This window comes from Agarivorans aestuarii, assembly GCF_019670125.1.
Taxonomy (GTDB): domain Bacteria; phylum Pseudomonadota; class Gammaproteobacteria; order Enterobacterales; family Celerinatantimonadaceae; genus Agarivorans; species Agarivorans aestuarii.
Genome location: NZ_AP023033.1, coordinates 3,184,053 through 3,200,223 on the forward strand (window position 1 = coordinate 3,184,053; position 16,171 = coordinate 3,200,223).

16 protein-coding genes and 1 pseudogene are annotated in these 16,171 nt (G+C 43.6%); 6 read left to right on the forward strand and 11 right to left on the reverse strand.

Features of this window, described 5'->3' with window-relative positions:
* Positions 1-22: 22 nt before the first annotated feature.
* The 3 genes from K5609_RS14815 to K5609_RS14825 all read right to left on the reverse strand — a co-directional run bounded on the left by K5609_RS14815 (position 23) and on the right by K5609_RS14825 (position 2,481).
* Entirely contained in the window at positions 23-1,291 is a 1,269-nt protein-coding gene (locus K5609_RS14815; protein WP_221074316.1) for an ABC transporter substrate-binding protein, read from the reverse strand.
* A gap of 148 nt (positions 1,292-1,439) precedes the next feature.
* Entirely contained in the window at positions 1,440-2,024 is a 585-nt protein-coding gene (locus tag K5609_RS14820) for a flavodoxin family protein (RefSeq protein WP_221074317.1), read from the reverse strand.
* Positions 2,017-2,481, reverse strand: a complete 465-nt coding sequence (locus K5609_RS14825; protein ID WP_221074318.1) for a hypothetical protein — start codon at positions 2,479-2,481, stop codon at positions 2,017-2,019. The genes K5609_RS14820 and K5609_RS14825 overlap by 8 nt, the downstream gene beginning before the upstream one ends.
* A 646-nt stretch (positions 2,482-3,127) precedes the next feature.
* Here K5609_RS14825 and K5609_RS14830 point away from each other — a divergent pair.
* Together K5609_RS14830 and K5609_RS21785 are read left to right on the forward strand one after the other, a co-directional pair.
* Positions 3,128-5,116: a methyl-accepting chemotaxis protein gene (locus K5609_RS14830; RefSeq protein WP_221074319.1), complete on the forward strand. Its 1,989-nt coding sequence runs from the start codon at positions 3,128-3,130 to the stop codon at positions 5,114-5,116.
* Between the two features lie 98 nt (positions 5,117-5,214).
* Positions 5,215-5,433: pseudogene (locus K5609_RS21785) on the forward strand (hypothetical protein); the annotation flags it as partial.
* A 313-nt stretch (positions 5,434-5,746) separates the two neighbouring features.
* Here the strand turns inward: K5609_RS21785 and K5609_RS14835 are convergent.
* The 5 genes from K5609_RS14835 to K5609_RS14855 form a co-directional block, all read right to left on the reverse strand.
* Complete coding sequence (locus tag K5609_RS14835) at positions 5,747-5,980, reverse strand: hypothetical protein (protein ID WP_221074320.1); 234 nt, start codon at positions 5,978-5,980, stop codon at positions 5,747-5,749.
* Between the two features lie 72 nt (positions 5,981-6,052).
* The gene (locus tag K5609_RS14840) at positions 6,053-6,337 is read right to left on the reverse strand and encodes a hypothetical protein (RefSeq protein ID WP_221074321.1); all 285 of its coding nucleotides are present in this window, start codon (positions 6,335-6,337) and stop codon (positions 6,053-6,055) included.
* The gene (locus tag K5609_RS14845; RefSeq protein WP_221077278.1) at positions 6,337-7,623 is read right to left on the reverse strand and encodes an RHS repeat-associated core domain-containing protein; all 1,287 of its coding nucleotides are present in this window, start codon (positions 7,621-7,623) and stop codon (positions 6,337-6,339) included. Before K5609_RS14845 ends, K5609_RS14840 begins: the two co-directional genes overlap by 1 nt.
* Before the next feature lie 51 nt (positions 7,624-7,674).
* Positions 7,675-8,355: a YoaK family protein gene (locus K5609_RS14850; RefSeq protein ID WP_221074322.1), complete on the reverse strand. Its 681-nt coding sequence runs from the start codon at positions 8,353-8,355 to the stop codon at positions 7,675-7,677.
* 269 nt (positions 8,356-8,624) lie between these two features.
* A complete protein-coding gene (locus tag K5609_RS14855; protein ID WP_221074323.1) occupies positions 8,625-9,569 on the reverse strand; it encodes an L-lactate dehydrogenase in 945 nt (314 codons plus the stop codon).
* A gap of 169 nt (positions 9,570-9,738) precedes the next feature.
* On the opposite strand from K5609_RS14855, the gene K5609_RS14860 reads away from it, so the two are divergent.
* From K5609_RS14860 to K5609_RS14870, 3 genes are all read left to right on the forward strand, one after another.
* Entirely contained in the window at positions 9,739-10,371 is a 633-nt protein-coding gene (locus K5609_RS14860) for a glutathione S-transferase (RefSeq protein ID WP_221074324.1), read from the forward strand.
* 126 nt (positions 10,372-10,497) lie between these two features.
* Positions 10,498-11,028 (forward strand): dihydrofolate reductase family protein, encoded by a 531-nt coding sequence (locus K5609_RS14865; protein WP_221074325.1) that lies wholly within the window; start codon positions 10,498-10,500, stop codon positions 11,026-11,028.
* A gap of 125 nt (positions 11,029-11,153) precedes the next feature.
* Positions 11,154-11,936: a substrate-binding periplasmic protein gene (locus K5609_RS14870; protein ID WP_221074326.1), complete on the forward strand. Its 783-nt coding sequence runs from the start codon at positions 11,154-11,156 to the stop codon at positions 11,934-11,936.
* 37 nt (positions 11,937-11,973) lie between these two features.
* Here K5609_RS14870 and K5609_RS14875 read toward each other — a convergent pair whose 3' ends face one another.
* The 3 genes from K5609_RS14875 to K5609_RS14885 form a co-directional block, all read right to left on the reverse strand.
* Positions 11,974-12,471, reverse strand: a complete 498-nt coding sequence (locus K5609_RS14875) for a protein disulfide oxidoreductase (protein WP_221074327.1) — start codon at positions 12,469-12,471, stop codon at positions 11,974-11,976.
* A gap of 96 nt (positions 12,472-12,567) precedes the next feature.
* On the reverse strand, positions 12,568-14,640 hold the full coding sequence (locus tag K5609_RS14880; RefSeq protein WP_221074328.1) for a protein-disulfide reductase DsbD family protein: 2,073 nt from the start codon (positions 14,638-14,640) through the stop codon (positions 12,568-12,570).
* A 42-nt stretch (positions 14,641-14,682) separates the two neighbouring features.
* A complete protein-coding gene (locus tag K5609_RS14885) occupies positions 14,683-15,033 on the reverse strand; it encodes a hypothetical protein (RefSeq protein ID WP_221074329.1) in 351 nt (116 codons plus the stop codon).
* A 207-nt stretch (positions 15,034-15,240) separates the two neighbouring features.
* Here K5609_RS14885 and K5609_RS14890 point away from each other — a divergent pair, with 207 nt between their 5' ends.
* A complete protein-coding gene (locus tag K5609_RS14890; RefSeq protein ID WP_221074330.1) occupies positions 15,241-16,167 on the forward strand; it encodes a GlxA family transcriptional regulator in 927 nt (308 codons plus the stop codon).
* The last annotated feature ends 4 nt before the right edge of the window (positions 16,168-16,171 follow it).

Below are 16,171 nucleotides of genomic sequence, written 5' to 3' on the forward strand. Positions count from 1 at the left end.
CTTTATTAAGCTAACAAGCCACTTAGTGAATACTTTTAAAAACTTTAATTCTCAGAGCTTCTAATTGCTCAAGAGCTTCAGAAGCAGTAACCCTACTTTCCAAAAACTCCACCATAATATCCATGGCTGGCAAGGCAAACTGCTTGGGGCTATCCCTATCAAAAAACTGCGAGACTCCGCTTGCTTTGTTTAATAGCTGAGTGCCTGCTTGAATGAAGCGGTCTTCACTGTTGTTGCGATGAGATAAAGGATTAATTTTACCTAATTGCTGGTTTAACTCGATTAAGGCATCACCCTTTGACAAGAAATCTAAAAACCAAAAAGCAGCAATATTGGATTGAGCTTGTGGGTGCGCCACAATGACATCAATAGGTGCTTCTTCATACCGCTTCTGCCCTTCAAGCACCGGGGGAAAAGCCGCAAAACCTAAATCATTGCGCACTCTATCGGGCACCGTAGCGAGAAAGAAGTTACCCATTAAGACTGCCGCGGCTTTTTCACGATACATCGCCGGCAGCGCTTGCTTCCAACCCAGGCTGCCACTGTTTGGCACAAAACATTGGGCATCTATCGCTTGCTGCCAATAGCTGAATATCTGCTCTACCCGCTTATCTGTATAGGCAATCTCCCCAGCCAGTAACTGCTGATGGAATGCCAAACCATTGATACGCAAATTAAGGTAGTCAAACCATGCAGCCACCGGCCACGCTTCTTTACTGCCAATTGTGACTAAGTGCTGGCCTTGTTTTGCAAAGCGTTGGCAACTTAGAAGAAACTGCTGCCAGTTATCAAAGGTATTGGGTTGATAGCGAATCATCGACTGGCGATAGTAAAAGCCCCACTGGTAGTAGTTTATTGGCAAGGCGTAATAATGTTGCTGATATTGAGAGGCGTGCTGCGCAGCCTGGCTAAAGGTATTGTGCCAGCCGGCTTGCTTCCACCAGGACGAAATATCCAGAATTAAGTTATTCTTAGCTAAGCCTCTAAGGCGTTCACCGCCAAACCAAAAAAACAAATCACCTTCACTATCATTGCTCTGCAAGATGTCTTCAATATTCTTTTTATAGTATTCGTTTTCGTAAACTAAAGTGTCTACATCTACATGAGGATAAGCGCCGCTAAAGTTTGCAATAAGCTGCTTATAAGCTTGACGTTGCTTGCCGCTACTGGGCATTAAGACCAAGGTAAGCGTATATTGACTATCTGAGTCACGCTGCGCATTGACTTGCCAAGGAACTAGCAAAACAATGCTGAGGGATAAGAGCTTTAGCCACTTAGATGGATAATTCAAGACAGCAACACTCCTTCAACAAAGCAGTGAAAAAAGGTGTTATTTACGCAATATTAAGTGCTACTAATAGCTCTTGGTGAACTTAATTGTAGACTTGGAATATATTGATTTAACTATAGTTATAGCAGCTCTTAAGTCTACGACAAGCTTACTTAAGGCAATTTTGCGATTGGAGGAGCTTTGCGACTCGTTCACCTAAATAACAAGCGGTAGCAACATCACTTGGATGAAGCTCGCCGTTACTTGATTGAGCTACTACGCCAAGCTGACAACCCAAGCGATTTAACTCACGTTCATCGTAACCACTGGCAATGTCTAAACCCACCCACAACATGCCATGTTGATTAGCGAGCGTGACTAGGTATTGCAAGGTACTGGTTTGATCGCCATTTAGCGCACTGCCGCAAGTAAAACCAGCGGCCAATTTTCCTGCCCATTGTTGCTTACACCAAAGCTCACTGGTTGCGTCAGCAAAAGCCTTAAATTGTGCTGCTACTCCGCCCATGTAGGTGGGTGAACCAAAGATAATGGCATCACAATCGACAAGTTGTTTAAATACTTCAGGAGCACAAAAGCGCCCTTCTACTATTTGCTTACCTTGAATTTGAATACTGACAACTTCTATTGAATATGACTCAGCAAGACCAGCTTGTAGGGCTTTAGCTAAAGTGCCAGTTACATCGGTTTTAGTAAAATACACCACCGCAACTTTAAGTTTCTGTACTCTAGTCACAGTAGTCCTCGACCTTAGCTTCAACTTGCTGCTGGCAGGTTTGCTTATAACGAATATCTATTTCATTAATTAAGTTGGTGTAAACCTCAAAGCTTTCTTCATAGCCTTTAAAGGCTAGATCTGCATTACTTTTATTGCCTTCACTAACGCAGGCCTCATGCACCGAATACCACTGTTCTGCGGCTTTCTCGGCATTATCTAATACTGTGTTAAGAGGCACTTGGTTAATTAAAGCGAGTTGGCTTCGCTTATCAGTAAACAATTTACATACCTTGTCGCGAGGCATGTCATAGTCCCAAGAACATATTGCCACATACTGTTTACTCAAAGTTTGAATGTCTTGGTGTATACGCTGGTTGCTGCTGGAAGCTTCGGCAAAACCTTCTTTAGAACACACACTGGCAAAAGCTAATGCTGGTAAACAGCTTACGGCAATAGCAACAAGTAAATTTCTCATTTTCATCCTTAAAGCAGAGCTTCATTTCACACTTATATTTATTAGCAAAAACTAAAACTACGCAGCACTCCAATCAAAATGCCTAGGGCTGTTTGTTTTTCGCGGTTAAATTGCTGTAAAAATAAGCTCGAAAAATAAACAGCCCCTAATACACCTTTCAAAGCATTCTATACCTTTGATTTGATAATGCTTTTCTTACAAGTGCAATAATTGCTTAAGATCGCATGTTCAATCGAGAAAAACATCAGTACAGCTCCAAAAAAACACTTTTTATCAAAAATATGCGCTGTCTCTACCACTTACCTCAACACTACGATAACAAATATAAAAACTAGCTAAACTAAAAACCAAGTTCAGAGATACTAGGTTTAACGGCAGTATTTCCCGACCTTTCATGAACACCACAAGCAGAGTATTGAACTAGGTTAAAAGCATTAGTTAAAAATTATCGACCTTCCTTTGTATATTTTACAATTCATTATCTGGTCAACCAATATTACTTATGGTACTAATTAGTCATACGAACGAATCGTAATAATTATTCCTAAAAATCAGTAAATTAGTGAACCATACTAATAACTATGGCTAGCTTTGTAGTAACTGATTTGGCTTGGGAGCAGCAGGAATACTAACAGGGATCTGTATCATGAAACTCAAAGTTGTAACCCGCACACTACTTGGTTTTGCTGTGCTACTTGCGTTGTTGTTGATTGTTGCGCTAATTGGCCAACTTAATATGCGACAACTAGAAAGCCAACTTGATCAAACCGTCAGCCGCTTAGCGCCAATGGCAGAGCAAGTGAATCAACTATCGGGATTATTGCTTAACTCGGCGCGCAAAGTTGGCTTACACAGCAATAGCCAAAACCGCCAACAAGCAGAGCAACTAGAACAGGAAGTTACCAGCCTGTTTAGCAGCTACGGCCAACGTATCGAGTCCCTCTCTCAGTTAGCCCAACCTTACCCGCAAATAGTGAGCGGTTTAAGTCAATTAGACCAAGACCTCAATAGCATTAAAACCACCAGCCAAACGCAGCTAACCTTGGCCAACCAAGCGCAACAAGCTCAACAGTTATTAACCAATCAGCGCCAAAGCTTTAATCAAAAGTGGAAAAACTTTGCGGGTGATATGGAGTTTATGATTGAAATGGTAGAAGAGAATGCCGAATGGGTTGTAACCGGCATGCAAGCCGACATAGCGGCGTTTTCTGGCGCTCTCGAGAAACTGTTTTATGCTCAAAATGCCCAGCAGTTTAACTCCCAATTTAGTGTGGTATCTAGTTATTACAAATCTCTTCAGCAAAAGCAGGAACAATTGCTCAAGTTAGACCCAGCCAGTGGAGAGGAGTTAACCAGCTATTTCGAGTTACTCAAACAAGCCTTTGCTAACAATGGCTTATTTAGCAATCTAAAAAATCAGCAATTAGTTCTGAGTCGCCAAAACGAACAACTAGTAACGCTAAACCAACAAACAGACCAAGCCCTAAACTTGCTCGACAATATCTCTGAGCAACTAAGCCAAATCATTGCAGTCGCTCACCTACAAGCTCAACAAAGCTCAAGTTCTGCGCTATTGCAAACAGGGCTCGTGCTGCTTTTATCAATTGCTATAACCCTCTTTGTAGCTTGGAACGTAAGCAGGCAAATTCGCTTACCGCTAGCAAATACCCTGGCTCAAATTAAACGCATGGTAAATGGCGACTTTAGAACAGTTGAAGGCGTAAATGCCCACGACGAATTTGGTCAAATTGCCACTCACTTACATGAGCTTAGTGCCCAAATGAACCAGGTAATTAGCCAAATGAGCAATAACGCACAACAACTTGCTGCCAGCGCCAAGAGCGGCTTAGCAACCAGTGAGCATTCACATAAAGTGATTCAAGAGCAACAAGATCAAAGCCAGCTCGTTGCCGTTGCGGTAAGCCAAATGGAAGTGGGTGTTAACGAAGTATCTGAGCAAGCCCAACAAAGCCGTGACGACATTGGCCAAGTAAACCAACTTACTGGGCAAAGCCACCAAGCCGCACAATCAACCTTAGCCACAACAAATCAACTACAAACCACCGTGGTAGATGCCAGCCAACAAGTCAGCGAGCTTAAACAACAAAGTGATGACATTAACCGTATCGTTGATGTTATCCAAGGCATCGCCGAGCAAACCAACTTATTAGCCTTAAACGCCGCCATCGAAGCTGCCCGCGCAGGCGAACAAGGCAGAGGTTTTGCGGTCGTTGCCGATGAGGTTAGAGGTTTAGCGACTCGAAGCCGCGAAGCCACGCAAGAAATTCTAACAATGATAGAGCAACTACAGAGCCGCGCTCAACACGCTATGGACATGATGGTACAAGGTGAAACCATGGTGGGAAGCTGTATCAACGAAGCCGAGCAAAGCTCTCAACAGCTAGAGCAAGTTGCTCAACTGCTAAGCTCTATTCAACAGCGTAGCGAGAACATTGCCAATAACGCCCAAGATAAACACACCGTAGCGGTACAAGTAGCAAACAACGTTGAGAAAATTGTCGAACTGAGCGAGCTGGCCAACCGAGATGCTAACCAAACCCAGCAAATTAGCGATGCACTGCAGCAGCAATCTCAGCAACAGCTAAGCGAACTATCTCGGTTTAAGCTGGGATAAACTAATCAAGTTTAAAGCTCAAGGGAACCGCGCCTTTCATTAAGTGTTTTAGAGCGCCGCGAACAAGTTTAAGCTAGGTACGTTATACATACTGGCGTAACTTAAAAGGGCTAGCGGTAAAAACTGCAGGTAAACATTATCGCTATCAAGCTAATTTTACCAAGCATCGCTATGTTCTTTCGAACCAGATGATTGGTTTAAGAGCCTACCGAGATAAAAGGCTAAAGCTGGGCAAAGCACACTGGCGCGAAGCCTTAGATACACTTCAACTGCTAAGCACTAGCCCCGTAGAAAACGAAGTTGGAAACTATGAATAATTTCGTGGGGATCCCTCAGACTCTGCCCCCCATTTATTCTATTTAACTCAATAGATAAAGTAATAACAGAAAGGTAAAAATAATAAATAGACATTAAGAATTATAAGAACAATAGAGATATACTTCATCCGCTTAGAAAGTCTGGCAGACTTCCACGTAAATAAGCTAAACAAGGAGTAACCAACCCAACCTTTCAGAAAAGAGAATTTATCAACCATCTTTAGATCTTTACAATCCTCGCGTAGTAATAATTCAAATATAGCCAGAACAATCAAATAAAATAGTATCGAAATAGTAAAAAGTAATTCCATTGTCATCGTAAACCTTCATATAAAGTATGCTTCATCAACATATGGGAAACAGAAAAGCCAGCCCTTACTGACGGAGATATAGCCACAGCTGCTTCAGGTGTAGCACCTTGGATGTAGTCAAGCTCAAAGCCTGCCTCGACAATTGAAGCATTCACCCCAGATGCCCAAGAGTACCCACCGTTGTTAGATTCAGCATTGAATGGAACAAAGCTTGCTCCAATATCAGCTCCGGTCACTCGACCAAAGCCCCTTTTTTAAACCGACTCTGACCCTACTTATTATTTATTCCTTTACTATTTTTCGGCACTTTAAGAAACTGGAATAATTAACATAGCCACACAAAGCAGATAAACAATTATATAAAAAATAAATGCTATTTTCCTCGATTCCTTATTTTCATCAGTCGCTTCTAAAGATCTTCCAAACGAAATCATCAAAGCGCGATTGTTCAAATAATCGGATATATGTTTTATGATCATTCCAGAGAATGCCAGTATAAAGACATCTGCCCCAACACGAGCTAGAGACATATCAAATAGTAAGCCTAAAAAGACAGATGCTATTAGCGCTAAAACTAGCTGTTTTACTTTCATTAATCCTCAGGAGAAAAGTCTATATTCGTATTTGTCGAAATGGTATCTGCTACAACATTAGCAGCGCTACCAGCTAAAGGTTTTGCTACACCAGCACCTTGTAAAATAGTTGTGTACTTCCAGCCAAATATATAACCAGCCAAGCCAGAATAATTTTGATCATATACAGCCTGTTCTACTCCTAGCGCTAATGATGTCCCATATAAAACTGCGGAGGTAGGGAAAAAAATTGAAGCCTTAGATACGACATTCCCCAAATCGGTTATTATGTCTCTAGCCCTATCGTTGATATAATCAACAACTGCTGAGTCATTAGAATTCCAATTCGCATTGTACAAAAGACAATCTGCACTTGCGCATTTATGTACATTAATAGCATGAATTCGGCCATTTGCCGTTCGGCTAATATAGTTTTTCTTAATGGCTTCACTTACATTTGACGCTTCATTAACGACATACTGAATAGCGCTCGTCACTGCCCCATTTGCAAACTTACCGCCGGTGATTCGAGACAGCGTTCCACCTACAGCTGCTTGTATCAAAGTACTTCCCATGACATTTTGAACTTTGCTGGCATTGTACATACCAACGCCCTTCATCACGCCTGCACTCAAAAAGCCATGCCCAAAGTTTCCACCTTGCAGCTTAGACAACACCCCACCCGCAGCAGCGTGTGCACTAACATGCCCCGCACCACCTCGCTGTAGTAAGCCACTACTCCCTCTAAACGAAGCCCCAATACCACCAAATACTGCGCCAGATAGAGCACCATATGCAGCCCCTCTAAGCGTTCCGGTGGCTACGAACCCCGAAGTTGCACCTGCTATGGCACCAGCTACTACATATCCACCAAATGACATAGTGGTAGAGGTTGCCGCAATAGAGCCACTGATAATGGTTGTGGAAGTAAAGCCCCAGCTCATTGCCCAACCACTGGCATAGCCATAACTTACAACAGCCACAACAGCCGCAACAATCGACCTCCAGTATTTCTTAAAGAACTTCTTCAAGCCACTAAAGAAATAGCCACTGGGGTCGGTATAGCTCATGGGGTTATTAAGCGCATAACTATAACGGTTATAGTTTTGTGCATTGTTTGGCGCTTGAACGTGCGGGTCGGCCTGCAAAAAACGGCCAATGTCGGCATCGTAAATACGGCCATTCATATGAATAAGTCCAACGCCTGCGAGCATTTCGTGGCCAGTATATCCGCGGTTGGTATACGCGTGACTAATATCATTTACACTGCCATAACGAGCCAAAATACTGTTTTCCCCAAGGATCATAGGCAAACTGTTGTTTTACCTTTCCGTCAAAGTCAGTAACAGCTAAGCGAACTATCTCGGTTTAAGCTGGGATAAACTAATGACTTTTACATAAACCGAGTAGAACAGCGCCAAAAACAAACATACTCCAGCTGGTATCAATAAAGAGTAAAACGCCAAGTTAGCAAAGCCAAATGCCCCTAAAGTGCCGCCGAGTATAAAACCCAAAACAATGAGTGAGAACAACAGTGCGCGCCGTTTATCAAACGGGTCACCGCGGAGAACGGCCCCCAACATAATCCCCAAATCTGTAAATATACCAGTAACGTGAGTGGTGCGGACAACCGCGCCACTGTAGGTAGTTGCCAAGGCATTTTGTAAACCACAAGCGGCGGATGCTAAGTAGATCCCATAAGAGAAATCACCGATTAGAAGATAGCTAGCACCACAAAGAAACGTTGCCTCTAAGCAAAGTAGAGCGCTGTAATTACGCCCCAACTTTAACGCTTCACCCCGTAAAAAGTAGCCAGAAATTGCAGCGCCCATAACAAAGCTAAACAACACGCCAAACAAATATAACAAGTCGTTAAAGCCAGCACTCATTGCTCCCGTGCCCAGCAAAGTGGCCGTTCCAGACAAATGGGAAACCGACTGGTGCTTAAATCCCAATAAGCCTACTGCGTTAATAAAACCCGCGTTCAACGCTAACAAAAACGTTCCATACTCAACCCAGCGAGGTAACTTAGAGATCACAGCTATTCCTTGAACTAATACGCGTTTTTAATCCTTGCGAACAAAAGTTTACCAAACAACCAGGCCTTACCGAAGTAGGTAATAAGCGCCAGAGTAGTGACAACATAAGCAACACAAGCAAAACACTTCTGCTAACTAAGGGCTTGGCAAAAATAACGCTCTTAAAATCGATGAAGGTTAAAGAAACCCCTTCGCCAAATGGGCCTTAAACGATAATTCAAAGAGCCGAACAATCCAGTAGCGAACATTCATGGCTTTGATTGTTTGGACTAAAATCCAATCTTGCTCAAGCTTTCTCGCATCGTTTCACCTGATTTCTGCAGAGCAGCTAACTCATCACTTTCAAGTGGTAGCTCAATCAATTTCTCAACCCCTTTTAAGCCAATACACGCCGGTAAACTAAGGGCTACATTGCTAAGTTGGTATTCGCCACTTAAACGCACCGATACTGGCAATACGGTTTTGCTGTCATCCAATATCGCTTCGACCAAACGTGCAATCACTACTCCTATTGCCAAGTTGGTATAGCTCTTCCCTTCAATAATTTTATAAGCGGCTTGCTTAACACTCTCGGCTAGCTCTTCTAAACGGCTTGCAGAATAGCTTATGCCAAATACCGTTTGTCCTTGAATAGCTAAGCCTCCAATGCTCACCGTTGACCATGCCGCCAACTCCGAATCGCCATGCTCACCCAAAATGTAACCATGCACCGATTGCGGATCGACTTGATAGATTTCGCCCAATAACGTTTTTAAACGTGAAGTATCTAGCATAGTGCCGGTACCAATAATCCGATGTTTAGGGCGCTGACTCAGCTCCTGCAACATAAACGTTAATACATCTACCGGATTACTGGCCACCACCACTATGGCGCTAGGCGCATAGCGGTCAAGTTGTTCGGCAATGGATTTAAATACCTTGGCATTGTTTTCTAATAGCTCTAAGCGGCTCTCGCCCGATTTTTGTCCCACTCCAGCGGTAACAACAATAACTTGGCATCGGGCCAAGTCGGAGAACTCACCCGCACTCACTTGCATCCTGCCGGTTAATCCCTGCCCATGCATTAAATCTAAGGCTTCCCCTTCTGCCCTCGCCTTATTCATATCCACCAAAACCAGTTCTTCACAAGCTTCACGTAAATACAGAGCGTAAGCTCCTGCTACACCAACATTGCCTACACCTACAATGCCCACACTGCGTGTTCGATGTTCCATTAGTCATCCTTTACTTATTTTGGCGACCGCTAGCCGCATAATATGAAATGCATTAATAATGAATTAGTGATAGTGCTAAGTGTTACTTTTAGCAAGCCTTTAAACCAATCACTTGCGTGATAAAAGGTAACTGGGTAAGGTCGGCCTACGCCATGTTTGAGAGTTAGTTATGTCCACTATTTTGTATTCTTTTCGCCGCTGCCCCTATGCCATGCGAGCGCGGTTAGCTATTGCAGTTAGCCAAACACCAGTAAAACTACGCGAAATAGTCCTCAAACATAAGCCGCCAGAAATGCTGGAAATATCCCCCAAAGGCACCGTTCCTGTTTTGCAATTAGCCAATGGTCAAGTCATCGAAGAAAGCTTTGAGATAATGCTTTGGGCACTTAAACAAAACGATCCTAAGGCTTGGCTCTCCCCTAATTACCAGAAGATGCTGGATTGGGTGCAGCGCAATGATGAGCAATTTAAGCCTTTATTAGATAAGTATAAATACGCAGTGCGTTTTCCAGAGCAAAGCCCAGAAGACTACCGCCAACAAGGTGAGACATTTTTGCAAGCGCTTGAACAACAGATTAGCCGCACTCCTTACCTAATGGGCGAGCAGCAGAGCCTAGCAGATATGGCACTGCTGCCTTTTATTCGTCAATTTGCTTCGGTCGATCTAAGGTGGTTTGAGCAAGCACCCTATCCGCATTTGCAGGCGTGGTTAAAGCAGTTTATCGACTCAGCATTGTTTCGCTCAATTATGCAAAAACATCCCACTTGGCTAGAAAGCGCCAGTGAAATCGATTTTCCTTAACCACAACTAAAAGTTCGGTAATTACCCCGTGATAGGGCGCCTATACTTGAAGTAAACCTAGTTGCTGTAAACTCAGCAGTTAGCTTTTAGCAAGTGCATTTCAGCAAGTAAACTGGAGAACACACCATGTCGAATATCGTATATATCGCCCTAAGCCTTGATGGCTATATCGCCGACAAAGAGGGAGATATAGCTTGGCTAGAAAGTGTTGCGAACCCCGATGGTGGAGACTTAGGCTTCGGCGAGTTTATGGCGGGTATTGACGCTTTAGTTATGGGGCGAAATACCTTTGAAAAGGTAGTGAGCTTTGGCATTGATTGGCCCTACAACAAACCGGTAATGCTGCTGAGTAACAGCCTAAAGCAATTGCCAAAAGGCTTTACTGGCGATGTACACATTGTAAATGGCGAGCTTGAGCAGCTGGTAACATCGCTCAACCAACAGGGCTACCATAATCTATACATTGATGGCGGCATTACCATTCAACAATTTTTGGCAAAAGATCTGATTGATGAACTTATTCTTACTCGTTTCCCTATTTTGTTAGGCGGCGGAGCGCCGTTATTCGGGGAGCTACTGCAAAGCCAAAGCTTTAAACACAAGCAAACCAAGGTCTTGCTAAATGAGCTAGTACAAAGCCACTATGTGCGTGCTTAAGGCACTATGTGCGTGCTTAAGGCACCAGAAGGCATAAAACTATCAGTAAGCTGTAAAAAGACCGCAATAGCTGCTTTAATTAGAACAACACGGATGATTAAAAAACAAACAGACATGGAGTAAATGTGCGCAGCTATTTTTATTGCTTTGTTTATGTTTGCAAAACCATCATTGTGTTTGCATTGTTAGCCCAGCCTACAAAAGCTGCCGAGCTCGTTACCCTTTCTAGTGGAGAGTGGCCCCCTTTTACGTCTAAGTCTTTAGCACATCAAGGTTTCTACTCTGAAATAGTTCGTCAAGCTTTTGCCCTAGAAGATTATGAAGTGCAATATCAATTCTTACCTTGGGCTAGAGCCTATATGTATGTTGAACAGGGCAAGGTAGATGGCTCTTTAACATGGGCAAAAACCACCAGTAAAGAAAAAGCAGTGCTATTTAGTGAGCCGGTCTTTTGGCACAACAAAGTGTTTTTTCACTTAAGCCAGCAGCCCTTTAATTGGCACAATATAGACAGTTTAAAACAGCTAACAATAGGTGCAACAGAGCAATATACTTACGGCTATGCCTTTGATCTAGCAGCTGAAAAAAGTGAATTAAAAGTAGAGTATGTTTCTTCTGATTTACTAAACCTTAAGAAACTTCTCGTCGGTAGAATTGACATATTCCCTTCCGATATTCATGTTGGCTATCAATTAATCAAGCAGCACTTTCCTGCAGAAAAAGCGGCTCTATTCACCCATCATCCTCAATCGGTGCAACAAACTTATACTCATGTGATTTTTTCAAAGAACAACCAACAACGTAGTAAACAATTGTTGGCTGCTTTTAATCGTGGACTTCAGAAACTAAAGCAATCTGGTGCTTATCAACAAATTATTGATGATGCAGCCTTACTTGAGCACAACTAACACGCTAAGCAGAGCAGCCTAGTTTCAATATCGGGGCTTATGCCATTAGCATCCGCCACCACATACCCGGTAAGGTGGTAAAACCCGCGGTATAGTGTTTTAGCTCTCCATTTTTAACCACCATCAAGGTTGGCGTTACCGAAATGCCCCACTGCCCGCCCAAGTTGGCCTGCGGATCGTTAATTACTGGGAATTGGTACTCATGATGTGTTAAATAAGCCTGTACTTTGGTTTGCTCGCCAGAACGTAATGCAACTGTCACAACATTGAAGTGCTTAGCCATGGTGTTTACCGCTGGGCTCACAAAGTTACATACGCCACACCAAGATCCCCAAAAGTAAATCAATACTGGTTCATCTTTGCTTAGCTCCTTTAGATCTATTGCCTCACCGCCTAGAGTAACTGCGCTTAAGTTGGGCAACTCACCTTCTGGTAAATCTTGTGAGCGCCAGAAATCTACACCAATGCCTACCACAGTGACAAAAAGCACCATGGTGATGAGTTGCTTAAAAACAGACCATAACTTACTTAACATGAGCGTTCCTCCGCAAAAAAGGTAGGCTTGTTAACACTTAACAGCAAGCTAGATAGCGCTAGTTTTGCGACGATAAAAATTAAAGAGTTCATAAATTTAATCCTGAAAAAGAGATGCATCACCGGCAGCTTGAGCAAGTGCTTGCTCAATCACCTGATGGCTTAAGATAACGGGGAGAGCGATACCATTTGGCGCGGCAGGGCCATAGACAATATTAAACGGCACGCCAAAACGCTGGTAACGTTGTAAGAAGGCACTCACCTCACTAGAGGGCTTAGTCCAATCACCTTTAACTAAATGCACGGTGTCTAGCTTTAGCCGGCTGTATGTTGGGTCTTGAAGCAGCACCCCCACTTTATTTGCCTTACAGGTAATGCACCAATCAGCAGTCACATCAACCAACACCACTTTACCTTGCGCCACTTGCTCGGCAATGTTGCTTTGTTGGAGAGGCTGCCAAACTAAGTCACTAGGCAATACTTTTGCCCAGCGCTCACTCGTCATTGCGCCCACTAATGCAACGCCGCCACCAAGCAACATCAAGGCACTAAAACTTATCAGCAATGCTTTAGCGCCGTATTGTTTAAGCAGTAACCAAACAAAGGTCAGCACTACCACGGCAGTTACAAGTAACACCCCAACACCAGATAAAAAATTGGCCAGTAAACTTAACAGCCATAGGCAAGTTGCCAGCAACATCAGAGCAAAAACCAGCTTTACTTGCTTCATCCATTTACCGGGTTTGGGTAAAGCTTTTGCTAATCTAGGAAATGCCGCTACTAACAGCCAAGGCAAAGCCATGCCAAGCGCTAATGCGCTAAAGATGCTGATTAGAGATAAGGGTTCTGCTCCCAGAGCGAACGCCACCGCGGTTCCCAAAAATGGCGCACTACAGGGCGTCGCTAATAGAGTGGCAAACATCCCCTGTAAAAAGTGCCCGCCATAGCTATTTCCACCGCTGGTTGCTAAACGCGTTTGCCAAGAAGCCGGCAGGCTTATTTCAAACGCCCCCAACATATTTAGCGCAAACAACGCAGTTACCAGCACCATAAAGCCGATAAACCAAGGTTGTTGAAATTGAATCCCCCACCCTACAGCCTGGCCACTAACTTTAAGCAACATAACAAAGCCAGCCAAGATCCAAAATGACACAACAATGCCTGCAGCTGATGCTAAAAATTGGCAGCGAATTCGCCCTTGGTCGACACTAGCGGCAGCAATCACCGAGCTAAGCTTCATGCCTAATACAGGAAGTACACAAGGCATAATATTGAGGATTAAACCACCCAATAGTGCAAACACTAATAGCTTAGGCCAAGCGATTGCTTCTACACTTACCTGCCCAGCAACAACCTTACTTTGGTACTCAACAGCCTGCTGCTTATCAAATATAGTTAAGTGCAATACCTTGTCGGTGAGCATGGGGGGCGCTAACCAGTTTTCAGCGCTAAAAACCGCGCTTACTTGCTTAGGCTGTAGGCTCAAATTAAGCAGTTTAAATGTGGTTTCAGGGTCACCATCTACCACTAGTTGCGGCAACTGCCATTGATGTTCACCACGCAGTGTTACCTGCAATTGCTGCTTGGTTTCATCCCATACAAAGTCACTAGCGCCTGCTTCAGCGAGTAGCGGTACCGCCATTTTTGCTTTGTTGTATAAATACATCGCTTCACTGTCTGGGCGCAGCGTTGGTAAGTCCACATCAACGGTAAAAGGGTAATCGGTGAGAACACAAACATTGGTGCAAGTAGATAGGGTTAATACCCCGCTTATACGGCCAGCATGAGAGCTAGAATCAACTCTTAGCAACATTGGAAAATCGACCGCTTGTTGGTAGCCAAAGGTTTGCAAACCCAGCAATGAAAAACGCTCGGGCCTCGGCCATAACCATTCAAGTGATTGAACGCTGCTTGCCTCATCCCAACGAATACTGGGCGCAACGCCGCCTTCTCCTGGCGAGCGCCAGTAGGTTTTCCAATCGTCTTCTAACTTCACTTGCAACACAGCAGGCAAAAGCTTGGTTTGCTGATTAAACTCACCAGTAAGCATAAGCCGAACTTGCGCAGGTGGGTGTTGTTGATGAGTTAACCAGCCCGTGCTTTGGCTAAGCGCCAAGCTCGGCGTTAAGCTCAATAACAACAGCCAAGGTAATAAATTTTTCAATATCATCTCCAATAAATAAATATTAACGCAAAAGGTTGCCGTTAGTTTCTATTCTCGAAAATGACACACCGAGCGATGCATTCGCCGAGGAGGCGGAATGGTAGGTTTAAGAAAAGTTTGAAAAGCGCTTAAATGTGGCAGCATTGCCAGCGCTAAAGCTGCAAATAGCACCACTACAAATACTTGCTCTAAGCTTTGAACGTATTGCTTAAGTAAATGTTCAGTAAAGTGACAGCTTTGCTCATTTAAAACCTGGCTGGAAAAGGTTTGTTCATCCGCTAAATGCGCACTGGGGCAAGAGACACTCAAGCCAAGGTTTTTTGCTAAACAGGTAGCCAATAGCACTGCCAGCAGCAGTAAAGTAGTTTTAGCTTTAAAAGTAGTGTGCTTAAAAAACATGGCTTGGGATTAGCAAAATGATGTTCATCTTTTACTGATACTCGCGATAAATTACAAGTAATACCACCAAAAATTGATTAACAGAATGTAAGTAGGATGGGGACTAAAGTCAGAAATTATCGCAGTAGAACAAAATGTTATACAAGGGTGCAACTTAGCAAAATTTTTTAGGTCGAAGCTTAACAACAATACCTTGTAATCACTTTTATGACACCGACTACCGCTATTACTATTGTTCGCTACCCTGGCGCCTCTCAGGCCGCCATATTTGGTTTACAAGAAATGTTTTTGTTAGCCAACAGTACCTCTCAACAGCAGCAATATGCTCATCATTTTGAATGTCAGATTGTTGAACATTACGATGTAAGGGCGCAAGCATCCTGCTTGCAAGTGGTAATCGTGCCACCCAGCATTAATCATGATTATTATCTCTCGCCAACACCAGAGCTTCTGCAATGGTTAAAGCTGCAACACCAACAAGGCTGTGTAGTAAGCTCGGCCTGTGCAGGAGCATTTATATTAGCTAAGGCAAATTTATTAAACCAACGCCCAGTAACTACTCATTGGGCCTTAGCTGAAGACTTTGCTAAACGCTTCCCTGATTGCCTGCTGCGCAGTGAGAAAATTCTCATTAACGATGGCGATATTATTACTGCTGGCGGTTTAATGTCGTGGGTTGATTTGGGTTTGGAGTTGGTCGCGCAATACGCTCGGCCAAGCATCATGCGCCAATTGGGGAAAAGCCTAGTTGTAGACACAGGGCCGCGCGAACAACGTTACTACCAAAGCTTTAATCCAAACTTTGAACATGGCGACAACGACATCATTAAAGTACAGCACTTTATACAAAGCCATTACCAGCAAAACATCAACGTGGCACTACTGTGTGAACAATGCTTTCTCACAGAGCGAACCTTATTAAGGCGTTTTGTTAAAGCTACTGGCCTAAAGCCTATACAGTATTTGCAAAAACTAAGGGTTCAGAAAGCCTGTGAGTTACTTGAGACAAGCCCCCAAAGTACCGAAGTCATTGCCCAACAAGTAGGTTATGAAGACGCCGGAGCGTTTAGAAAAGTATTTATAAAAATCATCGGCTTAAGCCCAAGGGACTTTCGCCGACGATTTACCAAGTAGTGAT

Coding starts and splice junctions, on each gene's coding strand:
- K5609_RS14825 (WP_221074318.1), bottom strand. CDS start 2,481: ATGAGAAATTTACTTGTTGCTATTGCCGTAAGCTGTTTACCAGCATTA.
- K5609_RS14830 (WP_221074319.1), top strand. CDS start 3,128: ATGAAACTCAAAGTTGTAACCCGCACACTACTTGGTTTTGCTGTGCTA.
- K5609_RS14840 (WP_221074321.1), bottom strand. CDS start 6,337: ATGAAAGTAAAACAGCTAGTTTTAGCGCTAATAGCATCTGTCTTTTTA.
- K5609_RS14845 (WP_221077278.1), bottom strand. CDS start 7,623: ATGATCCTTGGGGAAAACAGTATTTTGGCTCGTTATGGCAGTGTAAAT.
- K5609_RS14855 (WP_221074323.1), bottom strand. CDS start 9,569: ATGGAACATCGAACACGCAGTGTGGGCATTGTAGGTGTAGGCAATGTT.
- K5609_RS14860 (WP_221074324.1), top strand. CDS start 9,739: ATGTCCACTATTTTGTATTCTTTTCGCCGCTGCCCCTATGCCATGCGA.
- K5609_RS14865 (WP_221074325.1), top strand. CDS start 10,498: ATGTCGAATATCGTATATATCGCCCTAAGCCTTGATGGCTATATCGCC.
- K5609_RS14875 (WP_221074327.1), bottom strand. CDS start 12,471: ATGTTAAGTAAGTTATGGTCTGTTTTTAAGCAACTCATCACCATGGTG.
- K5609_RS14880 (WP_221074328.1), bottom strand. CDS start 14,640: ATGATATTGAAAAATTTATTACCTTGGCTGTTGTTATTGAGCTTAACG.
- K5609_RS14885 (WP_221074329.1), bottom strand. CDS start 15,033: ATGTTTTTTAAGCACACTACTTTTAAAGCTAAAACTACTTTACTGCTG.
- K5609_RS14890 (WP_221074330.1), top strand. CDS start 15,241: ATGACACCGACTACCGCTATTACTATTGTTCGCTACCCTGGCGCCTCT.